The organism is Endozoicomonas sp. ALD040 (assembly GCF_049275945.1).
In the GTDB taxonomy this organism is placed as follows: Bacteria; Pseudomonadota; Gammaproteobacteria; order Pseudomonadales; family Endozoicomonadaceae; genus Endozoicomonas_A.
This window is the reverse complement of record NZ_CP184829.1, coordinates 5,249,653-5,266,905: the sequence shown is the minus strand read 5'-3', so window position 1 is coordinate 5,266,905 and position 17,253 is coordinate 5,249,653. Positions and strand designations below refer to the sequence as shown.

The window sequence follows — 17,253 nt, the reverse complement described above, 5'->3', positions numbered from 1 at the left end:
TCAGGCCGAACCAGGCAATAGGGGAAACAACAATGAGCTGTCAACACAGTTGGCACTGTTTAGCATTGTCAGAGTAAATAAAACCTTGTTCGGAGATTACTTGAGGTGTCGAATCACTTCGGGGTTTCTTTTTTTTGCTGCCTCAATAAAAGCCTTATATTGTTTAAGCTCATCAGACGCATACAAAAAAGCAAAAGAGTCCTGTTCAATTAAGTCCAGCATAGACTCCCGATCATTCAATAATGTTTTCCTGACGTTTTGTAGAATATCAATATTAACGGCTATCAGGTTTTTAATAATGTTTTTATCGCTTCGGATTCTTTCACTGGCATAAGACACAGGTCCTGAATAAGCTGCAACTGCAGCCCTGACAATCTCTTCATTGTCCCGAAGTCTCGGGCTGGCATATTTGAGATGTATACCATCCCGTTTGATTGCGACCATGACAATTTCATAATTATCCCGAAGTCTCGGGCTGGCAAATTCCAGATAACTGCCATGAATAGTGACTGCAGCCATGACAATTTCATAATTATCCTGAAGTTTCGGGCTGGCATATTTCAGAGAAGAGCCATTTTGAGTGACTGCAGCCATGACGACCACTTTATCATTCTTGAGTTTTTCACTCGCATATTTCAGGTTATCTGGATGTCTTGCAAGGGTCGCTAATACAAGGCTTTTATCATTTCGAACCTGCTGGCTGGCATATGTCAGCCCTTCCTTCACCACAACATTCCTGACCTTTTCTTTGTGATCGGGAAGCGCCTGCCCCGGTGGCACATCAAACATCAGCGTGTAATCCCATGATGGCTTAATAATATAGTATTGGCCTCTCAAACGAGGATAGACAAGCTCAAACAGTGGAGTCGCCTCATCGGGATTGAGCCATAAAAAATGATGCAGTACCTCCCTGCGGGTGTCCTCACCCACCTCATCACTCATTAACACTTCCGAAAAATTCTTCTCCGATCGAAAGAACCGCCGACTATGATTAATAAACTGCTGTTGATGGTCGCTTAAGAACGAGTAGCAAGCATCTGAAATACCGATCGCAGCGGAGTAATATAGTGTGCATAAGCCATGTTGAATTAAGCATTTTTGAAAGGCGAATCGATCGGCTTCTGTCACAACATCGCTATCAAGGCGTTGTGCAAGCAAATTAAAGCACCACTGATCTCCTTCAAAAAGGGCTATATTACGTATGTACAGATCCAGACTATAGGTTGAATACAATGCCATTATCAGTTTTTCAAAAGCCTGCTGCAGGATTTTACGTGATGACATTCGGGAGCATTCAACAATCATTTCACCCACTGCGGGATTGACACTGATCTTCATACCATCTGCCTCTTTATCCAGTTCAATTGCCTTCAGCAACCGCGCCAGAAACCACATACGCTTCAACTTGCCAGGTTGTTGATAGCCATCAGGGCTCCGAAACCGGTCTGAAAATCTAAGCCGCAAGGTTCTTTCTTTCCCTCCTTCTGCGCATTCAAGTGCCTCGATAAGGCCTAAATGATGCCCAAGCTCCAGATTAACCAACAAGGCATCATCCAGACTGACGACAGTTACCAGGTGCCTTGATTGTTCAAGCAATGCTTTGCCTGACTGCCTCAATAACGGCACCTTTCCATCTGAGCCACCCGGAGTCGTGCAATCGACATAGGTGATTTTCTTTTCTGTAGATATCCTGCCCTGTCCCGAAGCCAGAGTGACCGGTGCCAGTGCCTCTACAAAGCGCTGATGCAGGGCAAAAATCAGCTCATGGACACTTAGGACCTGCTCAGCTTTCCAGGGGTTGAGTGCCTGAAGATCGGATTGTAGCTTATGGCAATCGGCCAGCCATTGACGAAAGATACCGGGGAATGGCCGCCCTTCTTCAGCGGCTTGCATGGGCAGAATGACACTCTCCAGCCCTGATTGGATAGTCTTTTGCAACGTCTCAAACCGGCTGATCAGTTGCTGCAATTCATCCCGCAATAACTGAACCTCGGGCGAACCTTTCTCACCCGCCAGTTGTAAGAAGGCCCAGTAACCCTGCAACAGGGCTTCGGCCCCATAAACCAGCCGATTTACGCTGACTTTAGTCTCTGCCAGTATCCTGGATCGTTGTGGCGACATGCTGAGTTTTAGCGGGTTTGCCAAACCATCCAGTCCGCCACCAGGGGCAAAAAATGCCAGCAGGCGGGCATTTTGATCCGTGAGCCATTTGAAACCGCTGGCAACCTGAAGGAATGTACCTTCAGGAAAGGACAAATCATTCCGTGAGGGGACGGCTTTGGCTAGCGGCACATCAGAAACAGCTGAGGACAGGCTTCTGTGACTGGCCAATGTTCCGGTAAGGTCACCGGCAACAATAAAGGCTCCGGGCTTATCGTTAAAGCGGGCACAGGCCAGCGTCGCCTGTTGCCCAACCTGAGCTTCCACTGCCGCAAGCTGCCCACCGGCCAGCATCAACGTTTTTTGCTCTTGTTTCATAAGGATCGCAACATGATCATTGAATCCTCCATTGGCAATGACAAAACCACCAACCCGCTTCAGGAACCCGGGCTCAAGCATCCAGTCTTCAGCGTGTGGGGCCACGACAATGGCACCCTCTGGCATAGAGTCTGCCTTTTGTCGTCTGGCCAGCCAGAGCGTTCCGGTGCAAAAGCCTTCACTGACACCCGTACCTGTGGCAATGGTCTCTTCGGGTATGGACAGCGCAAAATCCATGCCGCCAGAGAGTCGGGTAACAGGGCGCACCTGCACCGGGAACAGCTGCCACTTACGATTGATGGCAAACTCGGCATCCACGGGGCAGAACAACAGGTTTTCCAGCGTTGTCGCCATCTCTCTGAGATCTGAGACCGTTTGATCACCAAGTAACTGTTCACCGTCGTCTGGCTGGGCACCGACATTATCAATTCTTGTTTCTGAATAACCGTGATTGTTTTTGTTCAGGACAAAGTGACTTGAAATCGTACCGGGAAAATATTGATAGCTGTCAGGGCCTTCCTCAGGAGAAATATCGATACGGTGAGGCGTGTTACCGGAGTGCCCCGCAACCACACCTCTGGGCTGACCCTGAGTAAACTCAACCCTGATGGTTCCATCCTGAAAAGATTGAAAGCTCATGACGACACCGCCGTATTGGCAGTCAATACACTCCTGGATGATCAGAGCCATGGGTTGTGGTATGCCTTCGGGGCAGACTTCAGGGCGGTAGCCTGAAGCCATGACTTTCAGACAGGTACGCAAAACATCGTCTTCTTCCTGAACCAAAGAGAGGTATTTGCCTGCCTGGGCATCGCCGTAATTATCTTCGTTGATGCCAGAACTGCGGACAATAATCGGTTGTGATAAAGAGAGATTGTCCAGCTGACGACGCAGGTCTGTGATTTGTTGGGCCGCTTCAGACTCTTTAACCTGCTGATAAAAGTCATCACTGGCAATAAATTCCGCCAGCCCCGTCAGCACCCCGGCTCTTTTGACGGGTTCTGAAGGTGGCAGAGTATTGAGGTATTCCCTGATGAGCGTCAGGCTGCTGTGCACACCCGGCTCATAGGCGATATCGGGAAGATAGCGAGTTAAAGAGTGAGGATCCAGAGGGTGTTGTTCAAGCGCATGAACGAGCTGAGTTGTCACACATCTGAACGCTGGAACACGCAGACCAGCTTCCTTCATGCGTTGCAAAAACAGTCCCTTACCCCCAAGCTGATGCCGGATGGGGGGAGAATAGTCATCAGCCTGATCTGAAACAGATGAACAGCAGGTGCGTTTGCTAAGGCACGTCGGGTCTGGAATGGAAGTGCTATCAAGATAACTGAAATATCTTTTGAGGTAATTAACAGCCCTGCCGTATAAACTACCAACCCTGCCGGATGAACTACCAGTCCCGGTAATCTCATCTGGATTCGTTGTTGGACTCCGAAGCGCTGACATTTGAGAATTAGCAGGTAACATCAAGATATCCCTCCCATGTTAATATTCATCCATGATTCATCTAGAAAAAACATCAATTAATCTTTTGACAATAATTTTTTTATAAAGTTCAACCTATACGATCCTTCAACACCGCTTTACTGACATATCTTAAGTTATCAAAACTGACAGCCATTAAGGCTTTGATAATGTTTTTTTATCGCTTCGAATTCTGTCACTGGCATATTTCAGGGCTGCTGAATCATGTTTGATAGCGGCTTTGACAACCTCTTCATTATCCCGCAGTTTGGTGCTGGCGTATTGCAGGCAACAACCATCTCCGGTGACTGCAGTGAGGACGACCTGTTTATCACTCCTCAGCTTTTCACTGACATATTTCAGGCTATACGGATGTATTGCAAGAGCCGCTAACATAAGGTCTTTGTCATTTCGAATTCGTTGGCTGGCACATTCTATGCCATGCTTGAGCAAGAAACTCCTGACCCTTTCTTTTTGCCCCCCGAGCAACGGCATCGGTGGCACATCAAACTCCAGACTGTAACTACAGGACCGTTTGATAACATAGTATTGATCTTTAAGATGAGGATACAAAAGCTCAACCCATTGACTGGCGTTACCAGGATATGACAATAAAAAATGATGTAATAGCTCCCTTAAGATATCTTCAGAGACCTGATCACTCATTAATAGTTCCCAAACATTGTCCTTCGATTTGACCAGACATCGACCTTGATCCATGAACTCTTGTTGATACTTGCTTAATAACGGGTAACACTCTGGAGCAATGCCATCTCGGATACTATTAACCATTGAGAAAAGGCAATGCTGAAAGGCGAATCTATTAGCTTCTGCCGAAGCATCGCTGTCAAGGCGCTGCGCAAGCCAGTTAAAGCTCCACCGACCTCCTTCAAACAGAGTTATCCGACTTAAGTATCGATCCAGACTAACTAATGAATATAATGCCTTGGTCAGTTTTACAAAGGCCTCCTGCATGTTTTCACGTGATCTCATGCGAGTGCATTCAACGATAATTTCACCCGCTACAGCGTTACAACTTGTCTTCATGCTACCCGCATTTTTATTGAGTTCGAACGCTTTCAGTAACTCCACCAGAAACCACATACGTTTTAATTTGCCGGGTGATTCACTGCCATCATCACTGTCAAAAGAGTCAGAAAATTTCAGCCGCAGGGTTCGTCCTTTCCCCCCCTCTGCACGATCAAGTAGCTCGATAAGACTCACATGAGTGCCTAACTTCAGGTTAACAATCAAGGCTTCATCCATACAGACGACAATCGCTTTACGAAACAATAATCCTTCGAGGGTTGCTTTGCAGGCTGGACTCAGTAGCGGTGCCGTTTCACTCGGAGTCCTGTGATCAATATAGGTGATGCGCTTTTCCCGAGAGACCCTGCCCTGACTCGAGGCAAGAGTGATGGGTGCAAGCGCATTTACGAAGCGCTGATGTACAGCAAAAATCAGTTCATGGACACTCTGTACCTGCTCAGCCCTCCAGGGGTTGAGAGCTTGAAGAAAGGATTGCAGCTGATCGCAGTCTGCCAGCCAATGACGAAACGTTACCGGAGATAGCTGCCCGTCTTCAGCAGCTTGCATTGGCATAATGATACTCTTCAAGCCGGATAGGATGGTCTGTTTCAGCATCTCAAAGCGGTTGGACAGGTGCAGAAATTCATCCAGCAATGGCTCAACCCGGGATGAACGGCTGTCGCCCGCCAGCCGCAGGAATGCCTCATAACCCTGCAACAGCTTTTCAGCTCCATAAATCAGTCGGCTTATGTTCTCTCTGGTGCCTACCAGTAACTCTGATCGTTGCGGCGACATGCTTAGTTTTATCGGGTTTTCCAGACAATCCAGTCCGCCGCCGGAGGCAAAAAATGCCAGCAGGCGAGCATTTTGATCCGTGAGCCATTGAAAACCGCTGGCGACCTGACAAAGTGTATCTTCAGAGGGAGACAAATCAGCCCGCGACGGGACGGCTTTTCCCGGCAGCACATCAGAGAAGGCAGAGGATAAATTTCTGTGACTGGCCAGTTTTCCGGCAAGGTCACCGACAACAATAAAGGCGCCGGGCTCACCATTAAAGCGAGCGCAGGCCAGCGTCGCCTGTTGGCCATCCTGAGCGATCACAGCTGCATACTCAGCACCGGCCCGCATCAAGGCTATTTTTTCCTGTTTCATAAGGATCGCTACATGATCATTGAAGCCTGCTTCGGCCAGCACAAAACCTCCTGCCCGTTTCAGGAAGCCAGGCTCAAGCATCCAGTCTTCTGCCTGCCGGGCGACGACAATGGCGCCCTTTGGCATAGAGTCTGCCTGTGTTTTTTTAGCCAACCAGAGTGGCCCGGTGCAGAAGCCTTCACTGATGCACTCGCCAATGGCCAGAGACTCTATGGGTATAGGCATGGCAAAATCCATGCCGCCAGAGAGTCGGGTAACAGGACGCACCTGCAACAGGAACAGGCTACCCTGATGATCGATAGCAAACTCCACATCCACGGGGCAGAGCAGCAGGTCTTCCAGTTTTGTCACCGCATCCCTGAGATCTGAAACCATTTTATCAGTGAGTTTCTGTCCACTGTCGTCTGATTGAGCATCGGCATTAGCAATGATTGTTTCCGAATAGCCGTTATTGTTCTTGTGCAAGACAAAGTGACTGGAGATTGTTCCGGGAAAGTACTGATAGCTGTGAGCTTCTTCTTTGTGATCTTCGCGATAAATATCAATGCGATGGGGCCGGTTACCGGACTGCCCTGCCACTGCGCCTCTGGGCTGACCACGTGTGTACTCAACCCTGATGGTATCTTCCTGAAAAGATTGAAAGCTCATGACGACACCGCCGTATCGGCAATCAATGCACTGTTGGATGATCAGTGCCATGGGTTGTGGTATACCTTCGGAACAGACTTCAGCCCGGTAACCTGAGGCCATGACCTTTAGGCAGGTGCGCAATACATCCTCTTCTCCCTGAACTTCCGAGAGGTATTTGCCCGCCTGGGCATCGCCGTAGTTATCTTCGTTGATGCCGGAACTGCGGACAATAACGGGTTGTGATCTGGAGAGTTTGTCCAGCTGATGGCGAAGAGTCCTGATGTGTCGGGCCGCTTCAGAATCTTTAACCTGTTCGTAATAGTCATCACTGGCAACAAATTGCGCCAGACCCAGCAGCCAGTTATCCCTTTTGCTTTGCTCTGAAGGCGGCAAGGCATTGAGGTGTTCACGGATGTTCTTGAGACAGGTCTCTGCCTTCAGTTCACGGTCAATCCCGGGGAGATAGCGGGCAAAGTTATGCAGAGGCTGTTGTTCAAGAGCACTCATGACTTGAGCAGTAACACATTCGAACGGTGGCACAGACAGACCGGCTTTCTTCATGCGCTGCAAATACATTCCTTTGCCACCAAGTTGTTCCCGGCTGGCGGCAGAACAGTCAGCAGCCTGGCCTGAAACAGGGGAACAGCAGGTGCGCTTGTTTAGCCACGTTGGGTCGGGAACGTCACTGAGATCAAGATGACTGAAATACCTTTTGGGGGAACTGGCAGCTCTGCTGGATGAACGACCAGCCCCGGTATTCTGCTCTGGGTTCGTTTTCGATATTTGAAGATCAATAGTTTCAGGCAACATCAAGATATCCCTCTCATTTATCCATAATTCAATGACTAACGCCTAAAAAATCGCTTATTACATATATGACAATTATTTTTTTATAAAGTTCACCACTCAGGCTGAACCAGGCAACAGGTAAACAACAATGAGCTATCAACACAGTTGGCACTGTTTAACGTTGTCTGAATAAACGCGTTAACTCTCTTAAGGGCGAGTCACCATAAGCTGGCCGTCGTCTCTCTTGACCACTATGAATTGCACAAAGGCAGTTCCTGCTGATGACTCATAGGGAATACCATTGCCCAGGTCGTAGGCACTGACGGTAATTTTGCGTACCAGACATGCGCCTCGGGAAGGTGCAGTAAATGCCCCCCAGGGAGCGAGTGCATAGGTTTGTGTATCACAATCCCAAGCGGATCCGCCAATGTATTTGATTTCACCATATACATCGAGGTCAGTTTTATTAACGATATGGACATGAGACCAGGCAAAAACCTGAGTTGCAAACAGAAGCAATATGCCGACGATCATGCTTCCTGACTGTTTTACCTTTAACATATTTCATAGCCTTAAGACTTAAATGACTGATTATATCACTCAGGCTTCTGACCCACTCTCAGGGCATTATCCGTGCCGCCGTCTGCTTAAGCGACACACTGCAAACCAGAAACCACCAGACCGGGTTCTTTCGCTAATATATATGCGTTGCGTAAGGCTGTTAAAGTTAGAAAGCACGATGGGTATTACATGAGGTGTTGACTCACTTCGGGGTTTCTTTTTTTTGCTGCCTCAATAAAAGCCTCATTCTGTTTAAGCTCGGGAGCAACAAAAATAAAAGCAGCAGAATCCTTTGCAATTAAGTCCAGCATGTACTCAGGATCCTCCAATATCGTTTTATTGACGTATATCAGGTTATTAACGTTGATAGCTATCAAGGTTTTAATAATGTTTTTATCGCTTCGAATTCTTTCACTGGCATATTTCAGAGCGCCTGAAGAATTTGTAACAGCGGCTATGACAACCTTCTCATCATCCTGAAGTGTCGGGCTGGCATATTGCAGATAACAACCATCTTTAGTGACTGTATGCATGACGACCTCAGCAACACTCTGCAGCTCCTCACCTACATATTCCAGGCTATGTGGATGTCTTGCAAGAGCCGCTATCACAAGGTCTTTATCATTGCGAATCCGTTGGCTGGCACATTTCAGTCCATCCCTGTGCAAGATATTCCTGACCCTTTCTTTATTATTACCAAGCGCCTGAACCGGTAAAAAATCAAACTTCGGGCTGTAACTGCAGGATGGCTTGATAACAAAGTAATGATCTTTCAAATGAGGATACACAAGATCAACCCATCGATTAGCCTCACCGGGATCTGACAATAAAAAATGATGCAGTAGCTCCCTGCGGGTGTCCTCAGGGAGTTCATTTCTCATTAATACGTCGCCAGGATTACCCTCCAATTTAAACAACCGATGACCATTATCAATAAACTGTTGTTGATGACTGCTTAATAACAAGTAGCAACTGAGATCAATGGCATATCGGTAACGTTCAGCCATTAAGAAAAGGCAATGTTGAAAGGCAAATTTATTGGCTTCTGCAGCAACATCGCTATCAAGGCGTTGCGCAAGCATGTTAAAGCTCCACTGACCCCCTTCAAAAACAGGTCTTGGGCCTAAAAACATATCCAAAGATCTAACAGCCTCTAATGCCCTTATCAGTTTCACAAAGGCACCCTGCATGACTTGAGTTGATGTTATTTGCGGGCATTCGACGATCACTTCAGCCGCTGCGGCGTTGCAACCAGGCTTCATGCTGGCAGCACTTTTATCCAGCTCTATCGCTTTCAGTAACTGCACCAGAAACCACATACGTTTTAACTTGCCAGGTGCATCACTACCATCAGAGTAGGAAAAATTGTCAGAAATTTTCAACCGCAAGGTACATTCTTTTGCCTCTTCTTCGTTTTTAAGTAGCTCGATAACGCCTACAAGATCGGTTATCTTAAAGTTAACAATCAAAGTATCATCCATACTGATAACAGTTCCTTCAAAAAGTCCTGATTCTCCAAGGACTGCTCTGCAGGACGGATTCAATAGCGTTGACTTTTCACCCGCGCCACCCGGAGTCGTGCAATCAACATATATGACCTTATCATCTCTGGATAGCATGCTCAGAGCTGAGGCCCTGGTAACCGGTCTCCGGGCCTCTGTCACGGACCTATACAAGTCAGAGATCAGGTGATTGACAATGCGTACCTCCTCAGTCTTCAAAAGATTGAGCGCTTTAAAACAGGTTAGAACGACTTCTTTATCACACTTCAGTTCTTCACTCACATATTTCAGGCTGTATGGATGTACGGCAATGGTCGCTAATACAAGATCTTTATCATTGCGAACCCGTTGGCTGGCATATTTCAGTCCCTGCCTGCGTAAAACATTCTTCATATTTTCTCTTTGAACCCCAAGGAACTGAATGGGTGAAACCTCGAAATTTACACTGCAACTGCAGGATGGATTGATAACAAAGTACTGATCTTCCAGCTTATACACCTCTTCAAACAATGGCGCAGCGTCATCAGGCTTTAACAATAAAAAATGCTGCAAGAGTTCCCTGCGGGTGTCCCCGGGGATCTTATCACTCATTAACGCTTCACGAGGGGAGTGTATTGATTCAGCGAACCGTTGACTATGAAGAATAAATTGTTTTTGATGATTGTTTAAGAACGTTATTAATAACCGGAAACAATCCTCATTAATGTTATATCGAGCAGAATAAACCATTAAGAAAAAGCAGTGTTGAAAGGCAAATCTATAGGCTTCTGTCGTAACATCACTATCAAAGCGTTGTGCAAGGCTGTTAAAGCTCCACTGATCTCCATCAAAAATGGCTGCTGACTTTAAGTCCTTATCCAGGTTCCTAATGACAGATAACGCCGTTGTCAGTTTTACAAAAGCTGCCTGCATGACTTGAGGTGATTTCATTCGGGGGCATTCGACAATCATTTCACCCGCTACGGCATTGCAACTGAACTTCATAGGACCCGCTTGTTCATCGAGATTGATCGTCTTCAGTAACTGCGTCAGAAACCACATACGTTTCAATTTGCCGGAGCCATCACTGCCATCAGCTGTGGCAAACCGGTCAGAAAATTTCAGCCGCAGGGTACGTCCTTTCCCCCCTTCTGCTTCTTCAAGTAGCTCGATAAGGCCCACATGATGTCCCAGTTCAAGGTTAACAATCAAAGCAGCATCCATAATGATGACAGTCGCTGCACACTCTGATCTTATGAGGGATGCATTGCAGGAGTGAGTGAATAGCGGTACCTTTTTAGCCGAGTCACCCGGAGTCCTGCAATCTACATAGGTGATGGGCCATATCCTGCTGATCTTGCCCTGACCCGAGGCCAGAGTAACCGGTGCCAGTGCCTTGACGAAGCGCTCATGCAAGGCAAAAATCAGTTCATGGAGACTCCGGAGCTGCTCGGGCGCATTGGGATTGAGTGCCTGAAGAGATGACTTTAGTTGCTGACACGCCGTCAACCAGTGTCGAAAAATGCCCATGGATTTCTGACCTTCTTCACCGACTTGCAGGGGAAGGAGCATCATTTCTAACTCTGATTGGATTTTCTCTTTCAACGTCTTGAACCGGCTGGTCAGTTCCGGTAATTCATTCAGCCATGGCCCGATTTCGGATGGGTCCTTTACGCTCGCAAGCTGCAGGAATGACTTGTACCCATTCAGCAATGCTTCAGCCCCATGAATCAGCCGGTTTACACTGTCCCTGGTCCCTGCCAGCAACTTTGAGCGTTGTGACGACATACTCAGTTTTATCGGGTTTGCCAGACAATCCAGTCCGCCGCCTGAGGCAAAAAATGCCAACAGGCGGGCGTTTTGATCTGTGAGCCACTGAAAACCGCTGGTAACCTGATCGAATGTACCTTCAGCGGGGGACAAATCCTGCCGTGACGGAACGGCTTCAGCTAACGGCACGTCAGAATCAATAGCGGTCAGGCTTCTGTAACTGGCCAGTTTTTCGCTAAGGTCATCAGCAACGATAAAGGCGCCGGACCTGCCCATAAAACGGGCACAGGCCAGCGTCGCCTGTTGCCCAACCTGAGCTTCCACTGCCGCAAGCTGCCCACCGGCCAGCATCAACGTTTTTCCTTCCTGTTTCATGAGGATTGCTACATGATCATTGAATCCTCCTTCGGCGATGACAAAGCCTCCTGCCTGCTTCAGGAACTCAGGCTCAAGCATCCAGTCTCCAGCGTGATGGGCCACGACAATGGCACCTTCTGGCATAGAGTCTGCCTCCTGTTCACTGGCCAGCCAGATGGGTCCGGTGCAGTAGCCTTCGCTAACGCTCTCGCCAGAAGCAATGGTCTCTTCCGGTATGGGCATGGCGAAATCCATGTCGCCAGCGAGTCGGGTAACAGGGCGCACCTGCAACAGGAACAGGCGACCCCGGTGATCAATGGCAAACTCCGCATCCACGGGGCAGAGCAAAAGGTCTTCCAGTTTTGTCACCGCGTCCCTGAGATCTGAAAGCATTTTATCCGTGAGTTTCAGACCACCGTCGCCTGATTGAGCATCGACATTATCAATTCTTGTTTCCGAAAAGCCGTTATTGTGCTTGTACAGGATGAAGTGACTTGAGATGGTCCCGGGGTAGTATTGAGCGTCTTCGGCGCCTTCCCTGCGATAAATATCGATACGATGGGGCGTATTACCGAATTGTCCTGCCACTACGCCTTTGGGCTGACCCTTTGTGTACTCAACCCTGACGGTTTTATCCTGAAAGGATTGAAAGCTCGTAAAGACCCCGCCGTATAGGCAATCAATGCACTGTTGGATAACCAGCGCCATGGGTTGTGGTATGCCTTCGGGACAGACTTCAGGCCGGTAACCCGAGGCCATGACCTTAAGACAGGTTCGCAAAATATCCTCTTCCCCCTGAACTAAAGAGAGGTATTTGCCCGCCTGGGCATCGCCATAGTTATCTTCATTGATGCCGGAACTGCGGACAATTACGGGCTGTGAGTTGGAGACTTTGCCCAGCTGAGAGCGCAGAACCCTGATTTGCCGGGCCGCTTCAGAATCTTTAATCTGTTCGTAATAGTCATTACTGGCAATTAATTTCGCCATAGCCGACAGCCATTCATCCCTTTTGGTTTGCTCTGAAGGCGGTAGGGCATTGAGGTATTTCCTGATGCTCGCCAGGCTGGTTCCCACCTCCGGTTCATAAATAATTCCGGGGAAGTAGCAGTCTAAAAGATGGGCATCCAGAGGGTGTTGTTCAAGCGCATTCATGACTTGAGCACTAACACATTCGAAGGGCGGAACAGACAGACCGGCTGCTTTCATGCGCAACAAAAACATTCCCTTGCCCCCGAACTGTTCCCGTTCGGAAGGAGAACAGCCAGCAGCCTGCTCTGAAACAGCTAAACGGCAGAGACGTTTGGTTAAAGGGGTTTCGCTGGTCGAAACGCCACGGGGTACAGGATTATCGAAATGCCTTTTGATTGCACTGCGAACCCTGTTGGATAGACTGCCAGCCCCGGTGTTCTGATTTGAACAGGTTCCCGGGCTTCGGGGATCTAATTTGCCAAAATTTTCAGGTAAAGGTAACATCGCGACATCCACGTCATACTAAGTACTCATACATAATTTAATTGCCAGAAATTCAATGTATCACCCTGTTCAGGCAATGATATTTTTATAAAGTTCCCCCCGTCAGACTGAAATACGAAATAAAAAGAATGCCAATAAGCTGGCAACAGGGTTTGCACTGACCAACTTTTCAGAGCCGTTCAGACCTTATCCAAAAGCTCTCTGGTGTATTGAATAACTGCGGGATTTCTTTGTTTTGCTGCTTCGATAAAAGCCTTATTAAGTTTAAGCCCGGGAGCAGCAAATTCAAAAGCACGTGGATTTTGTTCAATAAAATCGAGCATAGAATGGTAATTATTCAACACCGTATTACTGGCATATGCCAGGTACTCAATATTATGAGCAATGACACTTTGAATAATGTTTTTATCACTTCGGATTTTCTCACTGGCATACCTCACAACTGCTGGACGCTTTGCGATAGCCGCTATCACCAGCTCATCATAATTTGGGAGTTCCGGGCTGACGCAGCTCATACAATAGCTCTTCTGAGTAACTGCGGCTAGGATGACATCTTTATCACTCTTCAGTTCTTCACCTACATATTTCAGGTTAAATGGATGTACTGCAATGGCTTCTAATACAAGGTCTTTATCATTTCGAACCCGTTGGCTGGCATATTCCAGCCCATCTTTCAGCAAAGCTTGCCTGACCTTTTCTTTAATATCCGAAAGCGACTGAACCGGTGGAACAACAAACGTCAGCGTGTAAGCGTGTGATGGCTTGATAATAAAGTATTGGCCTCTCAAATGGTGATAAAAATCCTCAACCGGGCCAACAGAGTAATAGGGATCTAGCAATAAAAAATGATGTAAGAGCTCCCTGCGCATGCTCTCATTCATGTCATCACTCATAAATATTTCCTTCAGACTCGCCTCCGGTTTTTTCCCTGAATAGACTAAAGACCGACACTCCCCTAATCGCTCAGTATGATGAACAAACTGTTGAAGATGGTTACTGAGTAACTGGCAACAAGCGGGACTCATCCAATAATCGTTCTTATAAAACATTGAAAAAAGGCAATGTTGAAAGGTGAATCTATCAGCTTCTGTCGCAACAACGGGATTAAGACGTTGTGCAAGCAAGTTAAAATCCCAATGAGGTTCTTCAAAAATGTCTTCGTAATCAAAGAGAATATCAAGATCAGTCATAGAATCTAAAACAAGCATCAGCTTTTCAAAGGCATACTGCATAGCTTGAGGTGATTGCATTCGCGTACATTCGACAATAACTTCACGCGCTACCGCATTGTAACTGAGCCTCATTGGATCAGCATTTTCATCCAGTTCGATGGCCTTCAGAAACTGTGTCAGAAACCAGACCCGCTGTAACTTGCCGGATTTATATAAGCCACCAGGTCTATCGAATTGGTCAGAAAATTTCAGCCGCAAGGTTCGTCCTTTCCCAGCCTCTGCGTTTTCAAATAATTCGACAAGGCTGACATGAACGCCTAATCCCAGATTAACCAACAAGGCATCATCCATAATGACAACAGTCCCTGAAAGCTCTAATTCATTCATAATGGCTTTACCGGTTGGACTCAATAGCAACGCATTTTCATCAGGATTACCCTGGGTCGTGTAATCAACATAAGTGATTCGCTTTTCCCTGGATAACCGGCCCTGACCCGAGTCCAGAGTGATCGGTGCCAGTGCTTTTATAAAGCGCAGATGCAGCGCAAAAATCACTTCATGGACACTTTGGAACTGCTCAGCCTCCCTGGGATTGAGTGCTTGAAGACAAGATTGCAGTTGTTGGCAGGCTGACAGCCAATGACGAAACGATAACTGCCGTTCTTCATCGTCATCCTGGGGCAGGATGATAGCCTCCAGCAATGATTGGATGGTCTGTTTCAGTGTCTTGAACCGGTTGCTTAATAGTAGTACTTCATCCTGCAATAACTGAACCTCTGATGAACTGCTGTTACCCGCCAGCAGCAGGAATGCCCGGTACCCATCCAGCATTGCTTCAGCTCCATGAACCAGCCTGTTTACACTGTCTCTGATCTTTGCCAGTATCCCGGATCGTTGTCGAGACATGCTCAGTTTTACCGGATTTGCCAGACAATCCAGTCCGCCGCCGGAGGCAAACATTGCCAACAGACGGGCATTCTGATCTGTGAGCCATTGAAAACCGTCGGCAACCTGAAGGAATGTGCCTTCAGGGGGGGACAAATCATCCCGTGACGGGACGGCCTTTGCCAACGATAGATCAGAAAATGCAGAGGACAGGCTTCTGCAACTGGCCAGTTTTCCGCTAAGGTCACCGGCAACAATAAAGGCTCCGGGTTTTTCGTTAAAGCGGGCACAGGCCAGCGTCGCCTGTTGCCCAACCTGAGCGACCACTGCCGTAAACTGGCCACCGGCCAGCATCAAAGCTATTTCTGCCTGTTTCATGAAGATTGCTACGTGATCATTGAATCCTCCCTCAGCAATGACAAAACCACCAACCCTCTTCAGAAACTCAGGCCCAAGCATCCAGTCTTCAGCATGGTGGGCCACGACAATGGCTCCCTCTGGCATAGAGCCTGCCTCTGGCTGACTGGCCAACCAGAGTGGACCGGTGCAGAAGCCTTCGCTGACGCCCTCGCCAATGGCCAGGGTCTCTTCGGGTATGGACATGACAAAATCCATGCCACCAGAGAGGCGGGTAACAGGGCGCACCTGCAAAAGGAACAGACACCCCTGATGATCAATAGCAAACTCCACATCCACGGGGCAGAGTAATAAGTTTTCCAGCTCTGTCAGCCACTCCATGAGTGTCGAAACCGTGTCATCACTGAGTTGTTGTCCAACGTCGCCTGACTGGGCATCGGCATTATCAATTCTTGTTTCCGAATAGCCGTTATCGTTCTTTTGCAGGATGAAGCGACTTGAGATCGTCCCCGGAAAGTATTGAGAGCTGGCAGCTTCTTCTTCACGATCCTCGCGATAAATATCAATACGGTGGGGCCTGTTTCCGGACTGCCCTGCCACTGCGCCTCTGGGCTGACCCCGTGTGTACTCAATCCTGACGGTATCATCCTGAAAGGATTGAAAACTCATGGCGACTCCGCCATATCGACAATCAATGCACTGTTGGATAATGAGCGCCATGGGTTGCGGTATGCCTTCGGGACAGATTTCAGGCCGGCAAGCTGAAGCCATGACCTTGAGACAGGTTCGCAAAATATCTTCTTCTCCCTGAACTAAAGAGAGGTATTTGCCCGCCTGGGCATCGCCGTAATTATCCTCATTGATGCCAGAGCTGCGGACAATAACCGCTTGTGATGCAAGGAGTACACCCAGCTGACGGCGCAGACCAGCTATTTGTCGAGCCGCTTCAGAATCTTTAACCTGTTGGTAATAATCATTACTGGCAATAAATTCTGCCAGACCCGACAGCCAGTCATCCCTTTTGGTTTGCTCTGAAGGCGGCAAGGTATTGAGGTAGTCACGAATGTTCCTCAGGCTGTTCCCTGTGTCCCACTCATGGACAATCCCGGGAAAATAGCGGTCTAAAAGATGGCTATCCAGAGGGTGTTGTTCAAGCGCATTCATAACTTGAGCAGTCACACATTCGAAGGGCGGAACAGACAGACCAGCCTTTTTCATGCGCCACAAAAACATCCCCTTGCCCCCGAGTTGTTCCCGATTGTGAGGAGAATAGCCAGCAGTCTGATCTGCAACAGATGGACGGCAGTGACGCTTGGTCAGGGGAGTTTCGCTGGTCGCAACGCCACAGGGATAAGGATCACTGGAATGCCTTTTAGATAAACTGCTAATCCCCTTGGATGAACTGTCGGCACCAGCATCCCGATTTGGATCAGTTTTCGGGATTTGACCCTCTGAACGGCCAGAATGAGCAGGAAACATCAAGACTTCCCTCCGTTATTGATATTCATCCATGATTCAATCGCTGACGAATAAACAAATCCCTTTCTATTGACAATAATTTTTTTGTAAAGTTCAGCCTGAAGCACGCAATAGGATAAATAAGTACCTGGCCAGTTGGTTTCACATATTATGGCGAGTGGATTTTTTCATTCTTC

Annotated in this window: 5 protein-coding genes; all 5 read right to left on the bottom strand. The window is 47.9% G+C overall.

The window, feature by feature from the left end:
* Window positions 1-96: 96 nt before the first annotated feature.
* The 5 genes from ACOJUN_RS19050 to ACOJUN_RS19030 all read right to left on the bottom strand — a co-directional run bounded on the left by ACOJUN_RS19050 (window position 97) and on the right by ACOJUN_RS19030 (window position 17,077).
* The gene (locus tag ACOJUN_RS19050; protein WP_422133472.1) at window positions 97-3,945 is read right to left on the bottom strand and encodes a DUF4116 domain-containing protein; all 3,849 of its coding nucleotides are present in this window, start codon (window positions 3,943-3,945) and stop codon (window positions 97-99) included.
* Window positions 3,946-4,098: 153 nt separating this feature from the next.
* A complete protein-coding gene (locus ACOJUN_RS19045) occupies window positions 4,099-7,563 on the bottom strand; it encodes a DUF4116 domain-containing protein (RefSeq protein ID WP_422133471.1) in 3,465 nt (1,154 codons plus the stop codon).
* Between the two features lie 186 nt (window positions 7,564-7,749).
* The gene (locus tag ACOJUN_RS19040) at window positions 7,750-8,103 is read right to left on the bottom strand and encodes a hypothetical protein (protein WP_422133470.1); all 354 of its coding nucleotides are present in this window, start codon (window positions 8,101-8,103) and stop codon (window positions 7,750-7,752) included.
* A gap of 185 nt (window positions 8,104-8,288) precedes the next feature.
* A complete protein-coding gene (locus ACOJUN_RS19035; protein ID WP_422133469.1) occupies window positions 8,289-13,184 on the bottom strand; it encodes a DUF4116 domain-containing protein in 4,896 nt (1,631 codons plus the stop codon).
* Window positions 13,185-13,363: 179 nt separating this feature from the next.
* Window positions 13,364-17,077 carry a PEP/pyruvate-binding domain-containing protein gene (locus ACOJUN_RS19030; RefSeq protein WP_422133468.1) on the bottom strand — a complete coding sequence of 1,238 codons (3,714 nt, stop codon included), beginning with the start codon at window positions 17,075-17,077 and terminating at the stop codon, window positions 13,364-13,366.
* Between the last annotated feature and the right edge of the window lie 176 nt (window positions 17,078-17,253).